This is a genomic window from Serratia sp. TSA_105.2 (assembly GCF_052692115.1).
In genome coordinates this window covers 1-23,124 of sequence record NZ_JBQZFT010000017.1, presented here as the reverse complement: position 1 = coordinate 23,124, position 23,124 = coordinate 1, and the positions used below count along the sequence as shown (strand labels likewise).

The 23,124-nt window shown below is 60.1% G+C and carries 26 protein-coding genes; 22 read left to right on the top strand and 4 right to left on the bottom strand.

Features of this window, described 5'->3' with window-relative positions:
• Positions 1-86: 86 nt before the first annotated feature.
• Complete coding sequence (locus ACUTSC_RS24260) at positions 87-320, bottom strand: YheU family protein (protein WP_197768511.1); 234 nt, start codon at positions 318-320, stop codon at positions 87-89.
• Positions 317-1,297: a hydrolase gene (locus tag ACUTSC_RS24255; protein WP_174137820.1), complete on the bottom strand. Its 981-nt coding sequence runs from the start codon at positions 1,295-1,297 to the stop codon at positions 317-319. The genes ACUTSC_RS24260 and ACUTSC_RS24255 overlap by 4 nt, the downstream gene beginning before the upstream one ends.
• A 119-nt stretch (positions 1,298-1,416) precedes the next feature.
• On the opposite strand from ACUTSC_RS24255, the gene ACUTSC_RS24250 reads away from it, so the two are divergent.
• The 6 genes from ACUTSC_RS24250 (at position 1,417) to tauD (ending at position 6,377) form a co-directional block, all read left to right on the top strand.
• Positions 1,417-2,019, top strand: coding sequence for a LysE family translocator (locus ACUTSC_RS24250; RefSeq protein ID WP_063991672.1), 603 nt, complete (start codon positions 1,417-1,419; stop codon positions 2,017-2,019).
• Positions 2,020-2,029: 10 nt separating this feature from the next.
• Entirely contained in the window at positions 2,030-2,812 is a 783-nt protein-coding gene (locus ACUTSC_RS24245) for a PhzF family phenazine biosynthesis isomerase (protein WP_197768510.1), read from the top strand.
• 114 nt (positions 2,813-2,926) lie between these two features.
• Positions 2,927-3,922, top strand: coding sequence for a taurine ABC transporter substrate-binding protein (gene tauA / locus ACUTSC_RS24240; protein WP_038878073.1), 996 nt, complete (start codon positions 2,927-2,929; stop codon positions 3,920-3,922).
• Between the two features lie 9 nt (positions 3,923-3,931).
• The gene (tauB, locus tag ACUTSC_RS24235; RefSeq protein ID WP_197768509.1) at positions 3,932-4,699 is read left to right on the top strand and encodes a taurine ABC transporter ATP-binding subunit; all 768 of its coding nucleotides are present in this window, start codon (positions 3,932-3,934) and stop codon (positions 4,697-4,699) included.
• Complete coding sequence (gene tauC / locus ACUTSC_RS24230; RefSeq protein ID WP_033645254.1) at positions 4,696-5,532, top strand: taurine ABC transporter permease TauC; 837 nt, start codon at positions 4,696-4,698, stop codon at positions 5,530-5,532. The genes tauB and tauC overlap by 4 nt, the downstream gene beginning before the upstream one ends.
• Positions 5,529-6,377 carry a taurine dioxygenase gene (tauD, locus tag ACUTSC_RS24225; RefSeq protein ID WP_033636267.1) on the top strand — a complete coding sequence of 283 codons (849 nt, stop codon included), beginning with the start codon at positions 5,529-5,531 and terminating at the stop codon, positions 6,375-6,377. The genes tauC and tauD overlap by 4 nt, the downstream gene beginning before the upstream one ends.
• A gap of 3 nt (positions 6,378-6,380) precedes the next feature.
• Here the strand turns inward: tauD and ACUTSC_RS24220 are convergent, their stop codons facing one another.
• Positions 6,381-8,294 carry an ABC transporter ATP-binding protein gene (locus tag ACUTSC_RS24220; protein WP_060424569.1) on the bottom strand — a complete coding sequence of 638 codons (1,914 nt, stop codon included), beginning with the start codon at positions 8,292-8,294 and terminating at the stop codon, positions 6,381-6,383.
• Between the two features lie 129 nt (positions 8,295-8,423).
• Between ACUTSC_RS24220 and kefG the strand changes: the two genes are divergently transcribed.
• From kefG to ACUTSC_RS24185, 7 genes are all read left to right on the top strand, one after another.
• Complete coding sequence (kefG, locus tag ACUTSC_RS24215) at positions 8,424-8,975, top strand: glutathione-regulated potassium-efflux system ancillary protein KefG (RefSeq protein WP_025159909.1); 552 nt, start codon at positions 8,424-8,426, stop codon at positions 8,973-8,975.
• A gap of 2 nt (positions 8,976-8,977) precedes the next feature.
• Positions 8,978-10,786 (top strand): glutathione-regulated potassium-efflux system protein KefB, encoded by a 1,809-nt coding sequence (kefB, locus tag ACUTSC_RS24210; RefSeq protein WP_063991667.1) that lies wholly within the window; start codon positions 8,978-8,980, stop codon positions 10,784-10,786.
• Between the two features lie 14 nt (positions 10,787-10,800).
• On the top strand, positions 10,801-11,004 hold the full coding sequence (locus tag ACUTSC_RS24205; protein ID WP_015379274.1) for a YheV family putative zinc ribbon protein: 204 nt from the start codon (positions 10,801-10,803) through the stop codon (positions 11,002-11,004).
• Between the two features lie 112 nt (positions 11,005-11,116).
• On the top strand, positions 11,117-11,698 hold the full coding sequence (gene slyD, locus ACUTSC_RS24200) for a peptidylprolyl isomerase (RefSeq protein WP_107227954.1): 582 nt from the start codon (positions 11,117-11,119) through the stop codon (positions 11,696-11,698).
• Between the two features lie 92 nt (positions 11,699-11,790).
• A complete protein-coding gene (locus tag ACUTSC_RS24195) occupies positions 11,791-12,819 on the top strand; it encodes a LacI family DNA-binding transcriptional regulator (RefSeq protein ID WP_142110616.1) in 1,029 nt (342 codons plus the stop codon).
• Positions 12,820-12,941: 122 nt separating this feature from the next.
• Entirely contained in the window at positions 12,942-14,381 is a 1,440-nt protein-coding gene (gene nhaC / locus ACUTSC_RS24190; RefSeq protein ID WP_197768508.1) for a Na+/H+ antiporter NhaC, read from the top strand.
• Position 14,382: 1 nt separating this feature from the next.
• Positions 14,383-15,555 (top strand): PatB family C-S lyase, encoded by a 1,173-nt coding sequence (locus ACUTSC_RS24185; protein ID WP_197768507.1) that lies wholly within the window; start codon positions 14,383-14,385, stop codon positions 15,553-15,555.
• A gap of 15 nt (positions 15,556-15,570) precedes the next feature.
• On the opposite strand, the gene ACUTSC_RS24180 is transcribed toward ACUTSC_RS24185, so the two are convergent.
• Positions 15,571-15,798, bottom strand: coding sequence for a SlyX family protein (locus tag ACUTSC_RS24180; protein WP_025304503.1), 228 nt, complete (start codon positions 15,796-15,798; stop codon positions 15,571-15,573).
• A gap of 356 nt (positions 15,799-16,154) precedes the next feature.
• Here ACUTSC_RS24180 and fkpA point away from each other — a divergent pair, with 356 nt between their 5' ends.
• The 9 genes from fkpA to ACUTSC_RS24135 form a co-directional block, all read left to right on the top strand.
• Complete coding sequence (gene fkpA, locus ACUTSC_RS24175; RefSeq protein ID WP_016930330.1) at positions 16,155-16,994, top strand: FKBP-type peptidyl-prolyl cis-trans isomerase; 840 nt, start codon at positions 16,155-16,157, stop codon at positions 16,992-16,994.
• A gap of 373 nt (positions 16,995-17,367) precedes the next feature.
• Positions 17,368-18,090 (top strand): helix-turn-helix transcriptional regulator, encoded by a 723-nt coding sequence (locus tag ACUTSC_RS24170; RefSeq protein WP_004930418.1) that lies wholly within the window; start codon positions 17,368-17,370, stop codon positions 18,088-18,090.
• A complete protein-coding gene (tusD, locus tag ACUTSC_RS24165) occupies positions 18,090-18,479 on the top strand; it encodes a sulfurtransferase complex subunit TusD (protein WP_197768506.1) in 390 nt (129 codons plus the stop codon). The genes ACUTSC_RS24170 and tusD overlap by 1 nt, the downstream gene beginning before the upstream one ends.
• A gap of 7 nt (positions 18,480-18,486) precedes the next feature.
• Positions 18,487-18,846 carry a sulfurtransferase complex subunit TusC gene (tusC, locus tag ACUTSC_RS24160; RefSeq protein WP_025159912.1) on the top strand — a complete coding sequence of 120 codons (360 nt, stop codon included), beginning with the start codon at positions 18,487-18,489 and terminating at the stop codon, positions 18,844-18,846.
• A 9-nt stretch (positions 18,847-18,855) separates the two neighbouring features.
• Positions 18,856-19,143, top strand: a complete 288-nt coding sequence (tusB, locus tag ACUTSC_RS24155; RefSeq protein WP_197768505.1) for a sulfurtransferase complex subunit TusB — start codon at positions 18,856-18,858, stop codon at positions 19,141-19,143.
• Positions 19,144-19,286: 143 nt separating this feature from the next.
• A complete protein-coding gene (gene rpsL / locus ACUTSC_RS24150) occupies positions 19,287-19,661 on the top strand; it encodes a 30S ribosomal protein S12 (protein ID WP_004930426.1) in 375 nt (124 codons plus the stop codon).
• Positions 19,662-19,757: 96 nt separating this feature from the next.
• The gene (gene rpsG, locus ACUTSC_RS24145; protein ID WP_004956203.1) at positions 19,758-20,228 is read left to right on the top strand and encodes a 30S ribosomal protein S7; all 471 of its coding nucleotides are present in this window, start codon (positions 19,758-19,760) and stop codon (positions 20,226-20,228) included.
• A 93-nt stretch (positions 20,229-20,321) separates the two neighbouring features.
• A complete protein-coding gene (gene fusA, locus ACUTSC_RS24140; RefSeq protein ID WP_060428649.1) occupies positions 20,322-22,436 on the top strand; it encodes an elongation factor G in 2,115 nt (704 codons plus the stop codon).
• Positions 22,437-22,506: 70 nt separating this feature from the next.
• Positions 22,507-23,124, top strand: a 618-nt coding sequence (locus ACUTSC_RS24135; protein WP_164040121.1) for a GTP-binding protein, incomplete at its 3' end; no start/stop codon positions are given.

The window sequence follows — 23,124 nt, the reverse complement described above, 5'->3', positions numbered from 1 at the left end:
TCTATCTCAGGAAAAAATGGCGCGCGCTGGTTTGCAATGCCCCATTGTTACCTGATTTTTTCCGTCAGTCATAGAACCGAGCGCCACTAAATTTCTTCCTGCCCGGCGCGGAACTGGCCGCGCGGCATGATGTTGACGCTCTCGTGCAGTTCCGACCACACCAGCACCACTTCGCCGTTTTTCAGCTGGCGGCGCACGTCCTCCACCTTCTGTTCCAGCGAGCGTTCGTGTTCGCCGTAATCGGTGCCTTCGCGCAGTACAAAGGATTCGATCAGTCTGTTCAGGGTGTCGGTTGCCAGTTCTTGCCAGGGAATGATCACGTCGGGATGTCCAGATAAGGGGAAAGCCAGGCCGGAATGCGATGTTCCAGCCACATATGCGGTTTTTTCAGCGTGCCGCCGACGAAGCCGACGTGGCCGCCGTACTCGGTCAGCTGATATTCGATATTGCGCGGCAGGCCGGCGACGTCGGGGATCACCTCATGGGTCATGAAGGGATCGTCCTTCGCATGGATGATCAGCAGCGGCGTCTGGACAGCCGGCAACAGCGGCAGGGCGCTGCAGCGGCGATAGTAGTCGATAGCGTCGCTAAAGCCGTGAATGCGCGAGGTGATGGCGTCGTCGAATTCGCGGATGCGCCGCAACCCGTTCAGCTGTGACAGCTTGAGCGGCAGAGTGTCCGGGTAGTGCAACAGCTTGCGGGTGGCGTTTTGTTTCAGCTGCCCCAGCAGGTAGCGCTGATAAACGCGGGAGAAGCCTTGCTCCATGCGGTAGGCGCAGGGCTCCAGCATCAGCGGCGCCGAGACCACCACCGCCGCCTGCAGCAGGCTGTCGGCGCCTTGCTGCGCCAGATAGCAGGCCAGCATGTTGCCGCCGAGCGAAACGCCTACCGCCGCGGTTGGCACCTCGCCGTAGCGGTCGCGCAGCCAGCGCAGGAAGAAGCGCGCATCTTCGGTTTCACCGGAGTGGTAGATGCGCTGCTTGCGGTTGGGCACGCCGCTGCAGCCGCGAAAGTGCATCACCACGCCGAGCCAGCCACGCTCACGCCAGGCGTTGAGCAGGCCATGCGCGTAGGGGCTGTAGAAGCTGCCTTCCAGGCCGTGGAACAGCACCGCGCGCGGTTTGTCGCGCGCCTGCGCCGGATCTTCGCTCCAGGCGAGATCGACGAAATCGCCGTCGGGCAATTCCAGCCGTTGCCAATGCGGTTTCAATAACACGCGGCGGCGCACCAACCGCGGCAACAGCGTTTGCAGGTGCGGGTTACTGGCCCCGGTCAGAGGGCGAAAGGTGTTAGGCATAGGCTGAGTAAAAATGTTGTGGGCGACTATTGTGAGATCCCTAGCGCACTGTTAGCTTCAATACCAAGAATTAACAATGATACTGCAAAAAAGCGCCTTGGGTGAGGAGCACCCGTGCCATGGAACCGAGTTTATTCCTTTCGATGCTGGGCTTCCTGTGGGTCGCCGCCATCACGCCTGGCCCCAATAACCTGCTGTTGACCACCTCTGGCGCCAACTTCGGCTTTATGCGATCGCTGTGGCTGATGATCGGCATCATGCTCGGCATGCAAAGCATTTTGCTGCTGGTGGCCTTCGGCGTCGGCAGCCTGATCCTGGTCTACCCGTCGCTGCACCTGATCCTGAAAATCCTCGGCAGTTTGTACCTGCTGTGGCTGGCGTGGAAAGTCGCCACCGCCGCCTATGAAAAACTGGAAACCGACGTGGCGCCGCCGCAGCCGGTGCGGCTGTATCAGGGCTGGCTGCTGCAGTTCCTCAACCCGAAAGCCTGGCTGATGGCGCTGGGCGCGGTGGCCAGCTTCAGCCTGGCAGGCGATAAGTACAACGGGTCCATTGCGGCGATCGCGCTGGGCATTTTGGTGGTCAATATCGTCGCCGGCATTATCTGGCTGGCGTTCGGCACCGTGATCGGCCGCCTGCTGCGCAGCAAAAAGGCCTGGGTTATCTTCAACGTTTCCATGGGGTTGTTGACCGCAGCCTGTGTGTTACTGATCTGGCATTAAGGAGCGAACGATGGCGGAAAATTATTATCACGTGGTTGCCTTTACCGGCAAAGGGCTGCGCGGCAACCCGGCCGGGGTTTGCCTGCTGGCGCAGCCGCTGCCGGCGGAGCGGCTGCAGGCGATCGCCAACGAGATCGGCCTGCCGGAAACCAGCTTTGTCTGGGATGATGGCGACATGAGCGCTATCCGCTGGTTTACCCCGGAACGCGAGGTCGATCTTTGCGGCCACGGCACCCTGGCGGCGGCACATGTGATGTTCAGCGCGATCAATCCTGCGCTGCAGGATATCCGCTTCCGTTCGGTCGGCGGCGAGCTGTTCGTCAAGCGCGATGCGCAGGACGGGGAACGGCTGGTGCTCGACTTCCCTGCGCGGCCGCCGCAGAAGGTGGCTGAACCGGCGGGCCTCGCGGCGCTGCTGGGCGTGCAGCCGCAGGAGGTGTGGCAGGCGAAAGCGCTGATGGTAGTGCTGGAAAACGAGGCGCAGGTACGCGCGCTGCGGCCGGACATCCCGGCGCTGATCGCGCTGGCCGGGCGTGCGATAATCGTTACCGCGCCGGGTGACACCGTGGACTTCGTGTCGCGCTATTTCACGCTCGACGGCGGTGAAGATCCGGTCACCGGCTCCGCGCACTGCACGCTGATGCCTTACTGGACGGCGCGTCTCGGCCGCCATCGGCTGCATGCGCAGCAGATCTCGGCACGCGGCGGCGAACTGTTCTGCGAACTGCAAGGGGATCGCACGCTGCTCGGCGGCTATGCCCATGTGTTCCTGCGCGGAAGTATCGCGCTGTAATCTGCGTTTATATTACCCAAGGTAATAAAGAAGATTTTTTTATTCTTTTATCGCCCGTCATCGCTCAGATAAAACTGTCAGCAACTGAACAGATTTTTATCAACGGAGCGGAACATGGCGGGCAAACTCTTTTCCTTACGTAACGCGGCGCTGTTGGCGCTGTCGCTCAGCGCAGCCAGCGCCTACGCGGTGGACGTGACCGTGGCGTACCAGACGTCGGCGGAACCGGCCAAGGTGGCGCAGGCGGAAAACAGCTTCGCCAAACGGTCCGGTGCGACCGTCGACTGGCGTAAGTTCGACAGCGGCTCCAGCGTGCTGCGTGCGCTGGCCTCCGGCGACGTGCAGATTGGCAATATCGGCTCCAGCCCGCTGGCGGTGGCCGCCAGCCAGAAACTCCCCATCGAAGTGTTCCTCATCGCCTCGCAGCTCGGCAGTTCCGAAGCGCTGGTGGTCAAAAATGACATCAAAAGCCCGCAGGATCTGATCGGCAAGCGCATTGCGGTGCCGTTTATCTCCACCACCCATTACAGCCTGCTGGCCTCGCTCAAACATTGGGGCATCAAGCCTGAACAGGTGAAGATCCTCAACCTGCAGCCGCCGGCCATCGCCGCCGCCTGGCAGCGCGGCGACATCGACGGCGCTTACGTCTGGGCGCCGGTGGTCAACGAACTGGCCAAACAGGGCAAGGTGCTGACCGACTCCGCGCAGGTGGGCGAATGGGGTTCGCCGACGCTGGACGTGTGGGTGGTGCGCAAAGACTTTGCCGAGAAACATCCCGATGTGGTGACCGCCTTTGCCGCCAGCGCCCTGCAGGCGCAAAAAGCCTACCTGGCGGCGCCGGAGCAGTGGCTGAAAGATCCGAGCCATCTCAGCACGCTGGCGCGCCTGAGCGGCGTGCCGGAAGCGCAGGTGCCGGAGCTGGTGAAGGGAAACCGTTATCTGCCGGTGGCGGATCAGGTTGCCCAGCTCGGCCAGCCGGTGGACAAGGCGATCCGCGATACCGCCGAATTCCTCAAGCAGCAGGGCAAGATCCCGCAGGTCGACAGCGACTACAGCGCTTACGTGACCGACCGCTTTGTGAAACAGGTGCAGGCTGCGCCGCAGTCGTAAGGAAGCAGGATGCTAAACGTCAATCATCTTTCAGCAGAGTATCAGGGGCGGCCCGCGCTGCGCGACGTGTCGTTCCAGATCGCCGCCGGGCAACTGGTGGTGGTGCTCGGCCCGTCGGGCTGCGGCAAGACCACGCTGCTGAATTTGGTCGCCGGGTTTATCGAGCCTTCAGCTGGCAGCATCACGCTGGATGGAACGCCCGTTCACGGCCCGAGCGCCGAACGGGGCGTGGTGTTCCAGCATGAGGGCTTACTGCCGTGGCGCAACGTGGTGGACAACGTCGAGTTCGGCCTGCAGCTGGCTGGCGTCGGCAAGGCGCAGCGCCGCCAGGTGGCGGAGCAGATGCTGCAGCGCGTGGGGCTGGCGGGCTATGAACAGCACTTCATCTGGCAGCTTTCCGGCGGCATGCGCCAACGCGTCGGCATCGCCCGCGCTCTGGCCGCCGATCCGCGGCTGTTGTTGTTGGACGAGCCGTTCGGCGCCCTGGACGCGTTCACCCGCGAGCAGATGCAGGAGCTGTTGCTGACCATTTGGCGTGATACCGGCAAGCAGGTGCTGCTGATCACCCACGATATCGAAGAGGCGGTGTTCCTCGCCAGCGAACTGCTGCTGCTGTCGCCGGGGCCTGGGCAGGTGGTGGAGCGGCTGTCGCTGAACTTCGGCCAACGCTATGCCGACGGTGAAGGCTGTCGCGCCATCAAGTCAGATCCTGAATTTATCGCGCAGCGCGAATACGTGCTGGGCAAAGTTTTCCAACAGCGCGAGGCCTTGCTATGAGCCTGCATTCCACTCTGAAGGCCGCGGCGCAGCCGCAGGGCAAAGCGACGCGCCGTTTCAGCGTACCGCGCAACGTTTGGCTGAGCGGCGCCACGCTGTTGACGGTATTGATCGTCTGGTGGGGCGTGACGGCGCTGCAGCTGATCAGCCCGCTGTTTTTGCCGGCGCCGCAGCAGGTGCTGCACCAGTTGATCACCATCGCCAGCCCGCAAGGCTTTATGGACGCCACGCTGTGGCAACATCTGGCGGCCAGCCTGGGGCGCATTCTGGTAGCGCTGTTGGCGGCGGTGATCGTCGGCATTCCGGTGGGCATCGCCATGGGGCTGAACGACACGGTACGCGGCATCCTCGATCCGCTGATTGAAATCTATCGCCCGGTGCCGCCGCTGGCCTATCTGCCGCTGATGGTGATTTGGTTCGGCATCGGCGAAACCTCAAAGATCTTACTGATTTATCTGGCGATCTTCGCGCCGGTGACGCTGTCTGCCGTGGCCGGCGTGCGCAGCGTGGCGCAGGTGAGGGTGCGTGCCGCCCGCGCGTTGGGCGCCACGCGTTGGCAGGTGCTGCGTTTCGTGGTGCTGCCGAGCGCGCTGCCGGAGATCCTGACCGGCATCCGCATCGGGCTGGGCGTCGGCTGGTCGACGCTGGTGGCTGCCGAACTGATTGCCGCCACGCGCGGCCTGGGATTTATGGTGCAATCCGCCGGTGAGTTTCTGGCGACCGACGTGGTGTTGGCCGGCATCGGTGTGATTGCGGTGATTGCATTTGGGCTGGAGCTGGGGCTGCGTGCCCTGCAGCGCCGATTGACCCCGTGGCATGGAGTACAGCAATGAACGAACGTCTGAATATCACCCCGCTGGGGCCTTACATCGGGGCGCTGGTGGAAAACGTTGAGTTGGCCCGGCCGCTGGGCGACGGCCAGTTTGAACAGCTTTATCACGCCTTGCTGAAGCATCAGGTGCTGTTCTTCCGCAATCAGCCGATCACGCCGCTGCAGCAGCGCGATCTGGCCGGCCGCTTCGGCGATCTGCATATCCATCCGGTCTATCCGCACGCCACCGACGTGGAAGAGATCATCGTGCTCGATACCCACGACGACAACCCGCCGGACAACGATAACTGGCACACCGACGTGACTTTTATCGAGAACCCGCCGCTGGGGGCGATCCTGGCGGCCAAGACCTTGCCTTCCACCGGCGGCGATACGCTGTGGGCCAGCGGCATCGCGGCCTACGAGGCGCTGTCGGCGCCGTTCAGAACGCTGCTCGCGGGGCTGCGTGCGGAGCATGACTTCACCAAGTCGTTCCCGGAACACAAACATCGCGGCAGTGAAGAGGAGCATCAGCGCTGGCAGCTGGCGGTGCAGAAAAACCCGCCGCTGCTGCATCCGGTGGTACGCACCCACCCGGTCAGCGGCCGGCAGGCGCTGTTCGTCAATGAAGGATTTACCACGCGGATCGTCGACCTGGCGCCGAAAGAGAGCGACGCTTTGCTGAACTTCCTGTTTGCTCACATCACCAAACCGGAGTTTCAGGTGCGCTGGCGCTGGCAGGAAAATGACGTGGCGATCTGGGATAACCGCGTGACGCAGCACTACGCCAACGCGGATTATCTGCCGCAGCGGCGCATTATGCACCGCGCGACCATTCTGGGGGATAGGCCTTTTTACAAGGCCTGAGGCTTAGGCTTCGAACGCCTGCGTTAACTGTTCCAGCTGTTCCTGAGCATCCAGCCAGGTCATTTCCGTCTCTTCCAGCGCGGATTTGGCCTGGCTTTGCTTTTGCAGGCAGTCGGTTAACTCGGCCTTGCGGCTGATGTCGTACAGTGCGGAATCCGCCAGCTGTTCCTCCACCGCCGCCAGTTCGGCGCCCAGTTTTTCCATCTGCTGTTCCAGCTTGGCGATCTGCTTGCGCAGCGGCTGGGTCTGCGTACGGAACTCCGCCTCGCGGCGTTTTTGATCCTTGCGCGCCTGCGCGCTGTTGCCGCCGCTCTCTTTTTCCGGTGCGTCCTGCTGGCTTTCCTGGCGCTGCAGGTCGACAAGCCACTGCTGGTAGTCGTCGAGATCGCCCTCGAAAGGCTCGACCTGGCCGTCGTGCACCAGGTACAGATCGTCGGTGGTAGAGCGCAGCAGGTGACGGTCGTGCGAGACCACCACCAACGCGCCTTCGAAATCGATCAGCGCCTCGGTCAGAGCCTGACGCATGTCGAGATCCAGGTGGTTGGTCGGTTCATCGAGCAGCAGCAGGTTAGGGCGCTGCCAGACGATCAGCGCCAGCACCAGCCGCGCCTTCTCGCCGCCGGAGAAACGTTCGGTCACTTCGCTGACCTTGTCGCCCTGGAAACCGAAACCGCCCAGATAGTCGCGCAGCTGCTGCTCCAGCACCCGTGGTGCGATGCGGCTCAGGTGCTGCAGCGGCGATTCGTCGGCACGCAGGAATTCCAGCTGGTGCTGGGCGAAGTAACCCAGCTTGATGCCTTTCGCCAGGCCTATCTCGCCGCTCAGCGGTTCCAGGGTGCCGGCCAGCAGTTTGATCAGCGTCGATTTACCGGCGCCGTTGCGGCCGAGCAGGCCAATGCGCGAGCCGGGCACCAGGTTCAGCTTGATTGACTTCAGGATCACTTTATCGCCATACCCGGCGCTGACTTTGTCCATGCGCAGCAGCGGATTCGGCAGGCTTTCCGGCGGACGGAAGCTGAAGGTGAACGGGTTGTCGACGTGCGCCGGGGCGATCAGCTCCATGCGCTCCAGCATCTTGATGCGGCTCTGCGCCTGCTTGGCCTTGGTGGCCTGCGCGCGGAAACGGTCGATATAGCTTTGCAGGTGCGCCACTTTTTCTTGCTGGTGCTGATACAGCGACTGCTGCTGCGCCAGCTTGGTGGCGCGCTGGCGTTCGAACGACGAATAGTTGCCGGTATATTCATTCATCGTCTGCTGTTCGATATGCAGGATCTTGTCGACGATCGGATCGAGGAAGTCGCGGTCGTGCGAGATCAGCACCAGCGTGCCGGGATAGCTTTTCAGCCAGCGCTCCAGCCAGATCACCGCATCGAGATCCAGGTGGTTGGTCGGTTCGTCGAGCAGCAGCAGGTCGGAACGGCACACCAGCGCCTGCGCCAGGTTGAGGCGCATGCGCCAGCCGCCGGAAAAGTCGCGCACCGGGCTTTGCAGCTGTTCGTTGGAGAAGCCGAGGCCGTGCAGCAGGCTGGCGGCGCGAGAGCGGATGGTCCAGGCGTCGATGGCGTCCAGCTTGCCGTGCAGGGTGGCGATGGCGTGGCCGTCGTTGCGATCGTTGGCCGCCTGCAATTCGGCTTCGAGTTGGCGAAACTCGCGGTCGCCGTCGATAACATACTCGATCGCCGGCACGTCCAGCGCCGGCGTCTCCTGGTTGACCCAGGCCAGCGCCCAGTTGCCGGGGAAGGTGAAGCTGCCGCCGTCCGCCGCGATTTCGCCCTTCAGCAGCGACAGCAGCGTGGATTTGCCGCAGCCGTTTTTGCCCACCAGGCCGACCTTCTGACCTGGATTAACCGTCGCCGTGGCGTTGTCCAGCAGGACGCGGATGCCGCGTCGGATTTGTAGCGAGGAGAATACAATCATAAAGCGCCGTATGTTCAGAGTATGTTAAATTATCATTAAGGTAACAGAACGCGCACCGCGCGCTGTTTTTGTCTTTGCGATGCATGGTAGCGGAAAACCGCTACCCTGACGACGCTTTGGAGGGGAATGATGTCGCAGCCGCCCAAGGTCTTGCTGCTGTATGCCCATCCGGAATCTCATGACTCGGTGGCGAACCGGGTTTTGCTTCGACCGGCGCAGCAGTTGGAACATGTCACCGTGCACGATCTCTACGCGCACTACCCTGATTTTTTTATCGATATCCATCATGAACAACAGCTGCTGCGTGAGCATCAGGTCATCGTGTTTCAGCACCCTCTATACACCTACAGCTGCCCGGCGCTGCTGAAGGAGTGGCTGGATCGCGTGCTGTCGCGCGGCTTCGCCAGCGGCGTGGGCGGCAATGCGCTGGCGGGCAAATACTGGCGCTCGGTGATCACCACCGGTGAGCCGGAAGGCGCCTACCGCACCGGCGGTTATAACCACTACCCGATGGAAGATATTCTGCGGCCGTTCGAGTTGACCGCCGGGATGTGCCATATGCACTGGTTGACGCCGTTCGTGGTGTACTGGGCGCGGCGGCAAAAGCCGGAGGTGCTGCGCAGCCATGCGGACGCCTACGGCGAGTGGCTGAGCCACCCGCTGCCGCATGGAGGGCGGTGACGATGGAAGGATCGACCTTACTGACCGCCATTTTACTGTTCCTGTTCGCCGCGGTGGTGACGGTGCCGATCGCCCGTCGCCTGGGGATCGGCGCGGTGCTGGGCTATCTGATCGCCGGCATCGCCATCGGCCCCTGGGGACTGGGCTTCATCCGCGACGTCGACGAAATCCTGCACTTCTCCGAGCTGGGCGTGGTGTTCCTGATGTTCATCATCGGCCTGGAGCTGAACCCCAGCAAGCTGTGGGAGCTGCGGCGTTCGATCTTCGGCGCCGGCGCCGGCCAGGTGTTGATCACCGCGGCGGTGCTGGGCGCGCTGCTGTACCTGACGCACTTCGCATGGCAGGCGGCGGTGATCGGCGGTATCGGCCTGGCGATGTCTTCCACCGCCATGGCGCTGCAACTGATGCGCGAGAAGGGCATGAACCGCAACGAAGGGGGGCAGCTCGGCTTCTCGGTGTTGCTGTTCCAGGATATGGCGGTGATCCCGGCGTTGGCGCTGATTCCGATTCTGGCCGGCGCCGGCGGCACCAGCGACGACTGGGCGAAGATCGCGCTCAAGGTGGCGGCGTTCGGCGGCATGCTGATCGGCGGCCGTTTTCTGCTGCGGCCGCTGTTCCGCTATATCGCCGCTTCCGGCGTGCGCGAGATCTTCACCGCCGCGGCGCTGTTGCTGGTGCTCGGCTCGGCGCTGTTTATGGAAGCGCTTGGCCTGTCGATGGCGCTCGGTACCTTCATCGCCGGGGTGCTGCTGGCGGAGAGCGAATACCGCCACGAACTGGAAATTTCCATCGAGCCGTTTAAAGGGCTGCTGCTGGGGCTGTTCTTTATCTCGGTGGGCATGGTGTTGAATATTGGCGTGCTCTACACCCATCTGGCCGAGGTATTGATCGGCGTGCTGGCGCTGGTGGCGGTCAAGTCCGGCGTGCTCTACGGCGTGTCGCGCCTGTTCGGCCTGCGCAGTTCGGTGCGCCTGCAGTTCGCCGGGGTGCTCAGCCAGGGCGGTGAGTTCGCCTTCGTGCTGTTTTCGGCGGCGGGCGCGCAAAAGGTGCTGCAGCCAGATCAACTCTCTTTGCTGTTGGTGGTGGTGACGCTGTCGATGATGACCACGCCGCTGCTGATGCAGGCCATCGACCGCATTTTGGCGCGCCGCTATAACGCCAAAGGCGAAGACGAGGAGACGCCATACGTGGAGGACGACGATCCGCAGGTGATCATCGTCGGTTTCGGGCGTTTCGGCCAGGTGATCGGCCGCCTGTTAATGGCCAACAAAATGCGCATTACCGTACTGGAGCGCGACGTCAGCGCCGTCGGCGTGCTGCGGCGTTACGGTTACCAGGTTTATTACGGCGACGCCACCGAGCTGGAGCTGCTGCGCGCGGCGGGCGCCGAGAAGGCCAAGTCGATCGTGATCACCTGCAATGAGCCGGAAGATACCATGGAGATCGTGCGGCTGTGCCAGCAGCACTTCCCGAACCTGAGCATTCTTGCGCGCGCGCGCGGCCGCGTGGAGGCGCATGAGTTGCTGCAGGCGGGCGTGAAGCAGTTCAGCCGCGAGACCTTCTCCAGCGCGCTGGAACTGGGGCGCAAGGCGCTGATGGAGTTGGGCATGCACCCGCATCAGGCCTTCCGCGCCCAGCAGCATTTCCGCCGCCTGGATATGCGCATGCTGCGTGAACTGATGCCGCCGCATCAGGGCGACGTGGCGCAAATTTCCCGCGTGAAAGAGGCGCGGCGCGAGCTGGAAGAGCTGTTCCATCGCGAAATGCAAAAAGAAAGTCGCCAGTTCGACGGCTGGGACGAATACGAATAAGCGGGAGCATAACGATGTCTGCAACACGTAAGAGATTTATCGCCGGGGCGGTGTGCCCGAGCTGTAGCGCCATGGATACGCTGGCGGTATGGCGGGAGGATCAGGTGGAGGTGGTGGAGTGCGTCAAGTGCGGCCACCATCAGCGCCAGACCGAACAACAGGTGGAAAAACACGTTCGCCCGCAAGAACAGGTGATCGGCATTTTCCAGCCGAAGTAGCGTTTTTTTATCCCGGAGGGTACAGCGAGGCAGATTTCCGTTACAATCTGTCCGGAAAAGGCGCGCATCCCGATAACGGTGCGCGTCCTAGTTGCCAACGGTAGGAGATATCATGAAAGTAGCAAAAGACTTGGTGGTCAGCCTGGCTTACCAAGTACGTACAGAAGACGGTGTTTTGGTTGATGAGTCTCCGGTGAGCGCACCGCTGGACTATCTGCACGGGCATGGTTCTCTGATCGCAGGTCTGGAAAAAGCACTCGAAGGCCACGACGTTGGCGATCGTTTTGACGTTCACGTCGGCGCGAACGACGCGTACGGCAACTACGACGAAAACCTGGTGCAGCGCGTACCGAAAGACGTCTTCATGGGCGTTGACGAACTGCAGGTCGGCATGCGTTTCCTGGCTGACACCGATCAGGGCCCGGTACCGGTTGAAATCACCGAAGTTGACGGCGACCACGTGGTGGTTGACGGCAACCACATGCTGGCCGGCCAAAACCTGAACTTCAACGTGGAAGTTGTCGCGATCCGCGAAGCGACCGAAGAAGAACTGGCGCACGGCCACGTACACGGCGAGCACGACCATCACCACGAACACGGTGAAGGCTGCTGCGGCGGTCACGGCCACGATCACGACCATGGTCACGACCACGGTAAAGGCGGCTGCGGTAACGGCGGCTGCGGCTGCCACTAAGCAGAGCGCAGTGACGAGTCAAGAGGGCGGCCATCGGCTGCCCTTTTTTATGCGCGGCGCACCGGGCGCCGAACGGCACAACAGGACATGCCATGGCCACCATGAAAGACGTTGCGCGGCGCGCCGGCGTTTCCACGGCCACCGTCAGCCGGGTGATCAATAATACCGCCTACGTTGAACCGGTGACCCGCGAACGCGTCGAGAAAGCGATGCGCGAGTTTAACTACCATCGCAACGCCGCCGCGCTGGCGCTGGCGAAAAGAAGCGGCAATATGCTGGGATTGCTGACCGGCAACCTCGACGATCCGTTTTTCTCACGCCTGGCGCGGGGCGTGGAAGACATCACGCGCCAGGCCGGCGTACGTTTGATGTTGTGCAGCGGCGGACATCAGGCCGAGCTGGAAAAAAGCGGCCTCGACTTTCTCATCAACCAGGGATGCGAAGCCATCGTGGCGCACGTCACGCGCATGGGGGAGGAGGAGCTGCTGCGCTACGCCGCCCACACGCCTGCGCTGGTGCTGATCAATCGTTATCTGCCCGCCATCGCCAACCGTTGCATCTGGCTCGACAACGCCAATGCGGCGCAGGCGGCGACCGAGCTGCTCATTCGTCAGGGGCATCGGAGAATTGCCTGCGTGACGGCGGATCTGCCGATTGACGACCGCGCGCAGCGGTTAGCGGGTTACCGCAAGGCCATGGCCGCCGCCGGCATTGAGGTGCCCGGCAGCTGGATCATCAGCGTGCCCTTCAACGAGCGAGGAGGCGAACTGGCGGCCGAGCGCGTGCTGGCCAGCGACCCACGCTTCACCGCCGCAGTGACCTTCAACGACGTGATGGCCGCCGGCATGATGCGCACCTGCCACCAACGGCAAATTCGGCTGCCTGAGGCGCTGTCTATCGTCGGCTTTGACGACATTGCCCTGGCGAAATATCTCCACCCTTCGCTGACCACTGTGCATTACCCCATCGAGAAAATGGCCCGGCGTGCCGCGCGCCTGGCGCTACAGATCCACAGCGGCAGCGACGTCGCGCCGCAGAACAACCGCTTTTCGGCCGAGCTTATCCTGCGAGACTCCGTAGCCGACGGCGAACCGCATGAGCAAAGCAAGCGCTGCGAATGAGAGACGGCTCACACAACGCTATTTCATGAAACCGATTACATGGCCGGTTGCCTGCGCTCACATCCTCCGATTACCGAAGCCATTACGCTGTTGCAGTACCCCATCTTCAACAGGAGCCGTATATGGATAATAAGAAAACGCTCAACCTTGGGCTGGCGACGCTGCCGATTGTGGCCATGCTGTTGCTGCTCATCATCGGCTATGGCCAGTTTGGTCTGCGCATTGAACCGCTGCTGCTGGTTTCTGCTGCCATCGCCGCCGCGTTGGCCTGGTGGCAAGGCTACCGCTGGGACGACATCATCGAGGCCATTGTGGCCAAGCTGGCGAAGGCGATGCCGGTGATCATGATCCTGATCTGCGTGGGCGGCCTGATCGGCACCTGGATGATCAGCGGCACAATTCCTTACATGGTGTATTGGGGGCTGAAGCTGATCAGCCCCCAATACATTCTGATCGCCGCGTTCTTCATCACCAGCGTGATCTCGGTGTGCACCGGCACCTCGTGGGGGGCGGCCGGCACCGTGGGCGTGGCGTTGATGGGCGTGGCCGCCGGTCTGGACGTGCCGCTGGCCGCCGCGGCCGGGGCGGTGGTGTCCGGCGCTTACTTCGGCGACAAGATTTCGCCGTTGTCCGATTCGACGAACTTCGCGGCTATCGTTGCGGATACCGATCTCTACAGCCATATCCAGCATCTGATGTACACGACGCTACCGAGTTTTATCCTGGCCGCCGTGGTGTACCTGATCGCCGGCCACACCGGTGCGGTGAGCAGCGTGGCAACGCCTGAAAAAGTGACCGAAATCGTCGGTGCGCTCGAGGGGCTGTACCACTTCAATCTGCTGCTGATCCTGCCGCCGGTGCTGGTGCTGTGGGGCGCGGTGACCAAACGGCCGGTGATCCCCGTCATGCTGGCCGCCTGCGCGCTGGCGATCGCCATCGGCGTCGCGCTGCAGGGCTTTAGCCTGCAGCAGGGGCTGAATGCGTTGATGGATGGCTTCAATCTGTCGATGTTCGCCACTCAGGGCCACAACGTTGAGGGGATCGTCGCCGATGTGCCGCGCCTGCTGAACCGCGGCGGCATGTTCTCGATGATGAGTACGATCCTGCTGGTGTTCTGCGCCTTTTCCTTCGCCGGCGCCCTGACGCTGACCGGCGCGCTGACGGTGATCATCAGCCGGCTGCTGAAAGTGGTGCACACCACCGGCCAGCTGATCGCCGCCACCGTTGCCACCACTATCCTGGTGACCGGTGCGACCAGCGACGGCAAGCTGGCGCTGCTGATCCCGGCGGAGCTGTTCAAAGGGGCGTATCGACGCATGGGGCTGGACAACAAAAACCTGTCGCGCACCGTCGAAGATGCGGGCACCGTCATCGAACCGCTGATCCCGTGGACGGCCGCCGGCATTTATATGGCCACCACGCTGGGGGTCAGCACGCTCGATCTGCTGCCATGGGCGATCCAATGTTATGCCGCGGTGGTGTTCGCTCTGATTTATGGGTTCACCGGCTTCGGTATCGCTAAACTCCAACCTCAGCAAGACTTGCAGCGTAAGGAAGCCTGACATGACGAGTCATTTCAACGCCATCATCGATCGCCACAACACCGGCTCCGTGAAGTGGGACTTCATCGACCGCTATCTGCAACTGGACGGCAGCGAACTGTTGCCGATGTGGGTGTCCGATTTCGACTTTCCGTGCCCGCCAGAGGTGCAGCAGGCGCTGCATCAGCGGGTGGACCACGGCGTCTTCGGCTACAGCGAACGCGACGACGCTTACTATCAGGCGGCGATCGACTGGTTTGCCAAGCGGCATGGCTTGCCGCTGCGGCGCGAATGGTTCACGTCGATTGAAGGGGTAGTGCCGGGGTTGGCGATGCTGATCCAACTGCTCAGCAAGCCGGGGGGCGGGGTGGTGGTGCAGGGGCCGTATTATGGCTCGTTCGCCAAGATAGTCACCATGAACGGCAGAGAGGTGATTGAGAACCCGCTGCTGGAAACCCCGCAGGGATACCGGATCGATTTCGACCAGTTGGCCGCCTGTCTGGCGCAGCGTAAACCGCCGCTGTTGTTGCTGTGCAATCCGCACAACCCGACCGGCCGTTGCTGGCGCCGCGATGAACTGGAGCGGCTTATGGCGCTCTGCCACGCCCACGATGTCACGGTGATCTCCGATGAAATTTGGGCCGATCTGCTGCTGCCCGGCGAGACGTTTACGTCGGTGTTGCATCTGGGCGAGGAATATCGCGAGCGGGTGATTGCGGCGACGTCCGCCAGCAAAACGTTCGGCCTCTCCTCGCTGCGCATTTCGAATTTCCTGATCCCCAACGCCTGGCTTCGGCAGGCGTTTGTCGATCGGCTGAACGCCCACGGGCTGGATGTATTCAACGCGCTGTCGATGACGGCGGCGACCGCGGCCTATCAACGGGGCGCTGCCTGGCTTGATGAGCTGCTCGACTACCTGGCGGAGAATCGGCGTTGGTTTGAGCAGGCGCTGGCGGCCGCCGCGCCCTGGTGTGCGATGACCCAGGCTGAAGGGACTTATCTCGCCTGGCTGGATTGCCGCTCGCTGGGTTTGAACGATGCTGACTTGCAGCAGGCGCTGGTGGCGGTGGCGAAGCTGGCACCGTCGATGGGCAGCGGTTTCGGCCCGCAGGGGAGCGGTTTTATCCGCATCAACCTGGGGTGCCCGCGCCGGTATCTCGAGCGTGCCGTCGAAGGGCTGGCACGCCTGAAATAACCGCATGGCGGGCCCTCAATAGTGCGGCGGAGGGGTTTCTTCCGATTGCGAGGCGATCATTGAGGTTTGGGTCGAGCGCAGCTTGTCGGTCAACATGCGCAAATGTTCGCGCATCTTCAGCATTTCCATTTGATGCTGGGTAACGGTCTGGTTGAGCTCTTCGATGGTGAGCTCTTGGAAAGCCTGACGGCTCTCCAGTTCTTCAAGCCGCTGTAGAAGGCGTTGAATGTCGGCGTTGTGCATGGGGCTACCTCTGACGCGATAAAATCCTGATTCGGCGCTATGGTAACAGCTGGCGCCGGGTTTGCTCGCGCTATTTCTCCAGACGGTGCGCAACGTTGCGATCGGCAGTGTAAAGTGCTGAAAAGTTGCGCGCCCGATACGCCGTTTTTTGCTAACCTCGCCGAACATTCTGCAAGAAAAATCTGATTTATCATGCGAGTAGCACGCGGTGGGAAACTTCTTGGCAAAGCGGGAGTCACACTTTGACTCGATTGGTTACCTGTGCGACTGTTTTGTTTTGTTTCAGGCAGCTATAGTAGCCCGGTTATCTTACCTAATGATTGTTTGGGGCATTGCTTCAGACACTGGAGAAATGGATGAAATCTTTGTTTAAAGTCACGCTTCTGGCAACCACCATGGCTTTTGCTCTGAATGCGACCCAGGTCATGGCAGCCGATGCCGCCAAACCGGCAGAAGCCGCTAAACCAGCGGACGCGGCAGCAGCACCGAGCACCGGCAAGTTCAAAAACGACGACGAGCAAGCGGCCTACGCACTGGGCGCCTCTCTCGGCCGTTACATGGACAACTCTCTGAAAGAGCAAGAGAAGCTGGGCATCAAGCTGGACAAAGATCAGCTGATTGCCGGCGTTCAGGACGCGTTCGCCAACAAGAGCAAGCTGAACGATGCCGACATCGAGAAGACCCTGCAGGGCTTCGAAGCGCGCGTGAAGGCTTCCGCTCAGGCGAAGATGGAACAGGACGCCAAGGACAACGAAACCAAAGGTGCCAAGTACCGCGACAGCTTCGCTAAAGAAAAAGGCGTGAAGAAAACCGAATCCGGCCTGCTGTACCAGGTAGAGAAGCCGGGCGCGGGTGAAGCTCCGAAAGACAGCGACACCGTGGTAGTGAACTACAAAGGCACCCTGACCGACGGTACCGAGTTCGATAACTCCTACACCCGCGGCGAGCCGCTGTCGTTCCGTCTGGACGGCGTGATCCCAGGCTGGACCGAAGGCCTGAAGCACATCAAGAAAGGCGGCAAAATCAAGCTGGTGATCCCACCTGCATTGGCCTACGGCAAAACCGGCGTTCCGGGCATCCCGGCTAACTCCACGCTGGTCTTCGACGTTGAGCTGCTGGACGTGAAAGCGGCGCCGAAAGCCGACGCCAAAGCCGAAAAACCGGCTGACGCGAAAGCCGACGCTAAAGCGAAATAACATCGTCGCTCTGTTTGCCACCGCCGCGGATGCCCTCCGCGGCGGTTTTCATTTCGGCAGCCGCCGCCTCTCTCTCCATTGAACGCTTGACGCCTGCCGGGCATCGGGCTTAACGTCAATACCACGCGCAAACGCAAGGACTTTGCTCCGGCCGCTTTGCTAGACTAATAATTCTGACTTATCAGTCATGCGTCTGCCCCTTAGGGCGTGTACCTAAAATTGTTCCCGGCCGCCTCGCCCGCGGATGTCATCGTGCCGTTCGATGCCGCTCTCAGCCGGCCGCGCTGCGGCGTGCCGACGACGGCAGCGATCCGGTCCGAGCGGTTTTAGCTGCGCCCCCTGGCACAGGCGATCTATGAGGGTGGTATCTTCGATGTCGAATTCGCTTTTATCCAGCGAAGCCAGCGAACTTGATTTGCTGAATGAACGTCCGTTTACTCAAACGGATCATGAAATCCTGAAATCCTATGAAGCGGTGGTCGACGGGCTGGCGATGTTGATCGGCGGCCACTGCGAGATCGTATTGCACGCACTGGAAGACCTGAACAGCTCAGCGGTACGCATCGCCAACGGTGAACATACCGGGCGTAAAATCGGCTCGCCGATCACCGACCTGGCGCTGCGCATGCTGCACGACATGGCTGGGGACGACAGCAGCGTGTCCAAAGCCTACTTTACCCGCGCCAAGAGCGGCGTGTTGATGAAGTCGGTGACCATCGCCATTCGCAATCGCGAGCAGCGGGTGATCGGCTTGCTGTGCATCAACATGAACCTCGACGTGCCGTTCTCGCAGATCATGCAGACCTTTATGCCGCCGGCCACGCAGGACGTGCCGTCGTCGGTGAATTTCGCGTCTTCCGTCGACGACCTGGTAGCGCAGACGCTCGAGTTCACCATCGAAGAGGTGAACGCCGACCGCTCGGTGTCCAATAACGCCAAGAATCGCCAGGTGGTGCTCAACCTCTATGAGAAAGGCATCTTCGACATCAAGGATGCGATCAACCAGGTGGCGGATCGTCTGAACATCTCCAAACACACCGTGTATCTGTACATCCGCCAGTTCAAGAGCGGCGATCTGTTGGGAAGCGACCGTTGATGCTCGATTATTGCCTGCTGGTCACCGGCCCGGCTTACGGCACGCAGCAGGCCAGCAGCGCCTATCAGTTCGCTCAGGCTTTGTTGGCGAAAGGGCACCGGCTTTCCAGCGTCTTTTTCTACCGTGAAGGGGTGTTGAATGCCAACCAGCTGACCGCGCCAGCCAGCGACGAGTTCGACCTGGTGCGCGGCTGGACGCAGCTGGCGCAGCAACACGGCGTGGCGCTCAACGTCTGCGTAGCTGCCGCGCTGCGCCGTGGCGTCACCGACGCGCAGGAGGCGGCGCAACAGGGGCTGGCAAGTGCTAACCTGCAGCCCGGCTTTACCCTGAGCGGGCTGGGTTCCCTGGCCGAAGCGTCGTTGAGTTGCGACCGTCTGGTGCAGTTCTGAGGATATGATGAAACGAGTCGCTTTTGTTTTCACCCACGGGCCGCACGGCGGCGCCGGCGGCAGGGAAGGGCTGGATGCGCTGCTCGCCACGTCGGCGCTCAGTGAAGATTTAGGGGTGTTTTTTGTCGGCGATGGCGTATTGCAGCTGTTGCCGGGCCAGCAACCGGAAAAGATTTTGGCGCGCAATTACATCGCCACCTTCGGCGTGCTGCCGCTGTATGACGTGGAGCGGTGCTATCTGTGCCAGGCTTCGCTGCAGGAACGCGGGCTGGGTCAGGTGACCGATTGGGTGCTGGATGCCGAGGTGCTGGCGCCGGACGAACTGCGCCGCGAACTGGCCGGCTACGACGCCGTGATGACGTTTTAGGATCCTCTGATGCTGTATACCCTGAGTCATTCGCCAAACCAATGTGACTTACCCGCCCTGTTGCGCCTGACGGCGGAGGGTGACGCGCTGCTGCTGCTGCAGGACGGCGTGCTCGCAGGCCTTGCCGGCAGCGCCCATCTTGAATTGCTGCTCGCCGCCCCCATATCCCTTTATGCGCTGCAGGACGACCTGGAAGCCCGGGGATTGGTTGGTCATTTTTCGCACAAAGTCACTGTCGTCGGCTATAATCACTTCGTTGAATTAACCGAACAACACCGCAGCCAAATGGCCTGGTAATGAGAGTGATGTTGTATATTTCTTGACACCCATACTGGTCAGCCCTAAAATTCTGCGTCCTCGTACTTTGCCAATAGTGCATACGAGGGGATTTATCACATGTTTACGAAGCTAGTACGAAGCAAAAACCAGGAGCTTTTTTAATGGCAACAATTAACCAGCTGGTTCGCAAACCACGCTCTGTGAAGGCTGCTAAAAGCAACGTTCCAGCGCTGGAAGCCTGCCCGCAGAAACGTGGCGTATGCACCCGCGTATACACCACTACCCCGAAAAAACCAAACTCCGCACTGCGTAAAGTTTGCCGTGTGCGTTTGACCAACGGTTTCGAAGTAACTTCCTACATCGGTGGCGAAGGCCACAACCTGCAGGAACACTCCGTAATCCTGATCCGTGGCGGTCGTGTAAAAGACCTGCCAGGTGTGCGTTACCACACCGTCCGTGGTGCACTTGACTGCTCCGGTGTTAAAGACCGTAAGCAAGCTCGTTCCAAGTACGGCGTGAAGAAGCCAAAGGCTTAATGGTTCTCCGTTAAGTAAGGCCAAACGTTTTAACTTTAATGTCAAAATAAACTCGTAGAGTTTTGGACAATCCTGAATTAACAACGGAGTATTTCCATGCCACGTCGTCGCGTAATCGGCCAACGTAAAATCCTGCCAGATCCTAAGTTCGGATCTGAGCTGCTGGCCAAATTTGTAAATATCCTGATGGTAGACGGTAAAAAATCTACTGCAGAAGCAATCGTCTATACCGCGCTGGAGACCCTGGCTCAGCGTTCTGGTAAAGATCACCTGGAAGCTTTCGAAGTCGCTCTCGACAACGTTCGCCCGACTGTAGAAGTTAAGTCGCGTCGCGTTGGCGGTTCTACTTATCAGGTACCAGTTGAAGTCCGCCCGGTTCGTCGTAATGCTCTGGCAATGCGTTGGATCGTTGATGCTGCACGTAAACGCGGTGATAAATCCATGGCTCTGCGCCTGGCGAACGAGCTGTCTGACGCAGCAGAGAACAAAGGTTCTGCTGTTAAGAAGCGTGAAGACGTTCACCGTATGGCCGAAGCCAACAAGGCGTTCGCCCACTACCGCTGGTAATCACCCGGCTGTAGTCATGCTAACCAAGCGGGCGCGTCAAATCGGCCCGCTTGGGTTAACTGAACTTGAACGCCCTAGGAATAGAGGAATCAAATGGCTCGTACAACACCCATTGCACGCTACCGCAACATCGGTATCAGTGCTCACATCGACGCCGGTAAAACCACCACTACCGAACGTATTCTGTTCTACACCGGTGTAAACCACAAAATCGGTGAAGTTCATGACGGCGCTGCCACCATGGACTGGATGGAACAGGAGCAGGAGCGTGGTATTACCATCACTTCTGCAGCGACTACTGCTTTCTGGTCTGGTATGGCCAAGCAATTCGAACCGCATCGCGTAAACATCATCGACACCCCAGGGCACGTTGACTTCACCATCGAAGTAGAACGTTCCATGCGTGTGCTGGATGGCGCGGTAATGGTTTACTGTGCTGTTGGTGGTGTTCAGCCACAGTCTGAAACCGTATGGCGTCAGGCTAACAAATACAAAGTGCCACGTATCGCGTTCGTTAACAAAATGGACCGTATGGGCGCTAACTTCCTGAAAGTTGTTGGCCAGATCAAATCTCGTCTGGGCGCTAACCCTGTTCCTCTGCAGCTGGCTATCGGCGCAGAAGACAAATTCACCGGCGTTATCGACTTGGTGAAAATGAAGGCGATCAACTGGAACGAAGAAGACGCAGGCGTAACCTTCGAATACGAAGACGTCCCGGCTGACATGATGGATCTGGCTGAAGAATGGCGCCAGAACCTGATCGAGTCCGCTGCGGAAGCTTCCGAAGAGCTGATGGAAAAATACCTGGGCGGCGAAGAGCTGACCGAGGAAGAAATCAAATCCGCTCTGCGTCAGCGCGTACTGAACAACGAAATCATCCTGGTTACCTGTGGTTCTGCGTTCAAGAACAAGGGCGTGCAGGCGATGCTGGATGCGGTAATCGAATACCTGCCGGCACCAACTGACGTTCCTGCGATCAACGGTATCCTGGACGACGGTAAAGACACTCCGGCTGAGCGTCACGCAAGTGATGACGAGCCGTTCTCTGCTCTGGCGTTCAAAATCGCTACCGACCCGTTCGTAGGTAACTTGACCTTCTTCCGCGTGTACTCCGGCGTTGTTAACTCCGGCGACACCGTGCTGAACTCCGTTAAGTCTGCGCGCGAGCGTTTCGGCCGTATCGTTCAGATGCACGCCAACAAGCGTGAAGAGATCAAAGAAGTTCGCGCAGGCGACATCGCCGCTGCGATCGGTCTGAAAGACGTGACCACAGGGGACACCCTGTGTGATCCAGACTCTCCAATCATCCTGGAGCGTATGGAATTCCCTGAGCCGGTAATCTCTATCGCCGTTGAACCAAAAACCAAAGCTGACCAGGAAAAAATGGGTCTGGCTCTGGGCCGTCTGGCTAAAGAAGACCCGTCGTTCCGCGTATGGACTGACGAAGAGTCTAACCAGACCATCATCGCCGGTATGGGTGAACTGCACCTCGACATCATCGTTGACCGCATGAAGCGTGAATTCAACGTTGAAGCTAACGTGGGCAAACCTCAGGTAGCTTACCGCGAAGCGATTCGCGCGAAGATTACCGATGTTGAAGGTAAGCACGCCAAGCAGTCTGGTGGTCGCGGTCAGTACGGTCACGTTGTGATCGACATGTACCCACTGGAGCCGGGCTCTAACCCGAAAGGTTACGAGTTCATCAACGACATCAAAGGTGGTGTAATTCCTGGCGAATACATCCCTGCCGTTGATAAAGGCATCCAGGAGCAGCTGAAGTCTGGTCCGTTGGCTGGTTACCCGGTAGTAGACATGGGTATTCGTCTGCACTTCGGTTCTTACCACGACGTTGACTCCTCTGAACTGGCGTTTAAACTGGCCGCGTCTATCGCCTTTAAAGAAGGCTTTAAGAAAGCGAAACCAGTTCTGCTTGAGCCTATCATGAAGGTTGAAGTTGAGACTCCAGAAGAGAACACCGGTGACGTTATCGGTGACTTGAGCCGTCGTCGCGGCATGCTGCGCGGTCAGGAATCTGAAGTGACTGGCGTTAAGATCCACGCTGAAGTACCGTTGTCCGAAATGTTCGGCTACGCAACTCAGCTGCGTTCTCTGACTAAAGGTCGCGCATCATACACCATGGAATTCCTGAAGTATGATGATGCACCGAACAACGTCGCTCAGGCCGTAATCGAAGCCCGTGGCAAATAAGCCGCAGGGTTAAAACCAAAGTCCCGTGCTCTCTCCAGAAGGGGAGAGCGCTATAGTAAGGAATATAGCCGTGTCTAAAGAAAAATTTGAACGTACAAAACCGCACGTTAACGTTGGTACTATCGGCCACGTTGACCACGGTAAAACTACCCTGACTGCAGCGATCACCACCGTACTGGCTAAAACCTACGGCGGTTCTGCACGTGCTTTCGACCAGATCGATAACGCGCCAGAAGAAAAAGCTCGTGGTATCACCATCAACACCTCTCACGTTGAATATGACACCCCGACTCGTCACTATGCGCACGTTGACTGCCCAGGGCACGCCGACTACGTGAAAAACATGATCACCGGTGCTGCTCAGATGGACGGCGCGATCCTGGTAGTAGCTGCGACTGACGGCCCAATGCCTCAGACTCGTGAGCACATCCTGCTGGGTCGTCAGGTTGGCGTTCCTTTCATCATCGTATTCATGAACAAATGCGACATGGTAGATGATGAAGAGCTGCTGGAACTGGTAGAAATGGAAGTTCGCGAACTGCTGTCCGCTTACGACTTCCCAGGCGACGACCTGCCGGTAATCCGCGGTTCCGCGCTGAAAGCGCTGGAAGGCGAAGCTGAGTGGGAAGCGAAAATCATCGAACTGGCCGAAGCCCTGGACAGCTACATCCCAGAGCCAGAGCGTGCT

Excerpts from the sequence above, each read along its gene's own strand:
- ACUTSC_RS24255 (WP_174137820.1), bottom strand. The coding sequence starts at position 1,297 with ATGCCTAACACCTTTCGCCCTCTGACCGGGGCCAGTAACCCGCACCTG.
- ACUTSC_RS24250 (WP_063991672.1), top strand. The coding sequence starts at position 1,417 with ATGGAACCGAGTTTATTCCTTTCGATGCTGGGCTTCCTGTGGGTCGCC.
- ACUTSC_RS24245 (WP_197768510.1), top strand. The coding sequence starts at position 2,030 with ATGGCGGAAAATTATTATCACGTGGTTGCCTTTACCGGCAAAGGGCTG.
- tauA (WP_038878073.1), top strand. The coding sequence starts at position 2,927 with ATGGCGGGCAAACTCTTTTCCTTACGTAACGCGGCGCTGTTGGCGCTG.
- tauB (WP_197768509.1), top strand. The coding sequence starts at position 3,932 with ATGCTAAACGTCAATCATCTTTCAGCAGAGTATCAGGGGCGGCCCGCG.
- tauC (WP_033645254.1), top strand. The coding sequence starts at position 4,696 with ATGAGCCTGCATTCCACTCTGAAGGCCGCGGCGCAGCCGCAGGGCAAA.
- tauD (WP_033636267.1), top strand. The coding sequence starts at position 5,529 with ATGAACGAACGTCTGAATATCACCCCGCTGGGGCCTTACATCGGGGCG.
- ACUTSC_RS24220 (WP_060424569.1), bottom strand. The coding sequence starts at position 8,294 with ATGATTGTATTCTCCTCGCTACAAATCCGACGCGGCATCCGCGTCCTG.
- kefG (WP_025159909.1), top strand. The coding sequence starts at position 8,424 with ATGTCGCAGCCGCCCAAGGTCTTGCTGCTGTATGCCCATCCGGAATCT.
- kefB (WP_063991667.1), top strand. The coding sequence starts at position 8,978 with ATGGAAGGATCGACCTTACTGACCGCCATTTTACTGTTCCTGTTCGCC.
- ACUTSC_RS24205 (WP_015379274.1), top strand. The coding sequence starts at position 10,801 with ATGTCTGCAACACGTAAGAGATTTATCGCCGGGGCGGTGTGCCCGAGC.
- slyD (WP_107227954.1), top strand. The coding sequence starts at position 11,117 with ATGAAAGTAGCAAAAGACTTGGTGGTCAGCCTGGCTTACCAAGTACGT.
- ACUTSC_RS24195 (WP_142110616.1), top strand. The coding sequence starts at position 11,791 with ATGGCCACCATGAAAGACGTTGCGCGGCGCGCCGGCGTTTCCACGGCC.
- nhaC (WP_197768508.1), top strand. The coding sequence starts at position 12,942 with ATGGATAATAAGAAAACGCTCAACCTTGGGCTGGCGACGCTGCCGATT.
- ACUTSC_RS24185 (WP_197768507.1), top strand. The coding sequence starts at position 14,383 with ATGACGAGTCATTTCAACGCCATCATCGATCGCCACAACACCGGCTCC.
- ACUTSC_RS24180 (WP_025304503.1), bottom strand. The coding sequence starts at position 15,798 with ATGCACAACGCCGACATTCAACGCCTTCTACAGCGGCTTGAAGAACTG.
- fkpA (WP_016930330.1), top strand. The coding sequence starts at position 16,155 with ATGAAATCTTTGTTTAAAGTCACGCTTCTGGCAACCACCATGGCTTTT.
- ACUTSC_RS24170 (WP_004930418.1), top strand. The coding sequence starts at position 17,368 with ATGTCGAATTCGCTTTTATCCAGCGAAGCCAGCGAACTTGATTTGCTG.
- tusD (WP_197768506.1), top strand. The coding sequence starts at position 18,090 with ATGCTCGATTATTGCCTGCTGGTCACCGGCCCGGCTTACGGCACGCAG.
- tusC (WP_025159912.1), top strand. The coding sequence starts at position 18,487 with ATGAAACGAGTCGCTTTTGTTTTCACCCACGGGCCGCACGGCGGCGCC.
- tusB (WP_197768505.1), top strand. The coding sequence starts at position 18,856 with ATGCTGTATACCCTGAGTCATTCGCCAAACCAATGTGACTTACCCGCC.
- rpsL (WP_004930426.1), top strand. The coding sequence starts at position 19,287 with ATGGCAACAATTAACCAGCTGGTTCGCAAACCACGCTCTGTGAAGGCT.
- rpsG (WP_004956203.1), top strand. The coding sequence starts at position 19,758 with ATGCCACGTCGTCGCGTAATCGGCCAACGTAAAATCCTGCCAGATCCT.
- fusA (WP_060428649.1), top strand. The coding sequence starts at position 20,322 with ATGGCTCGTACAACACCCATTGCACGCTACCGCAACATCGGTATCAGT.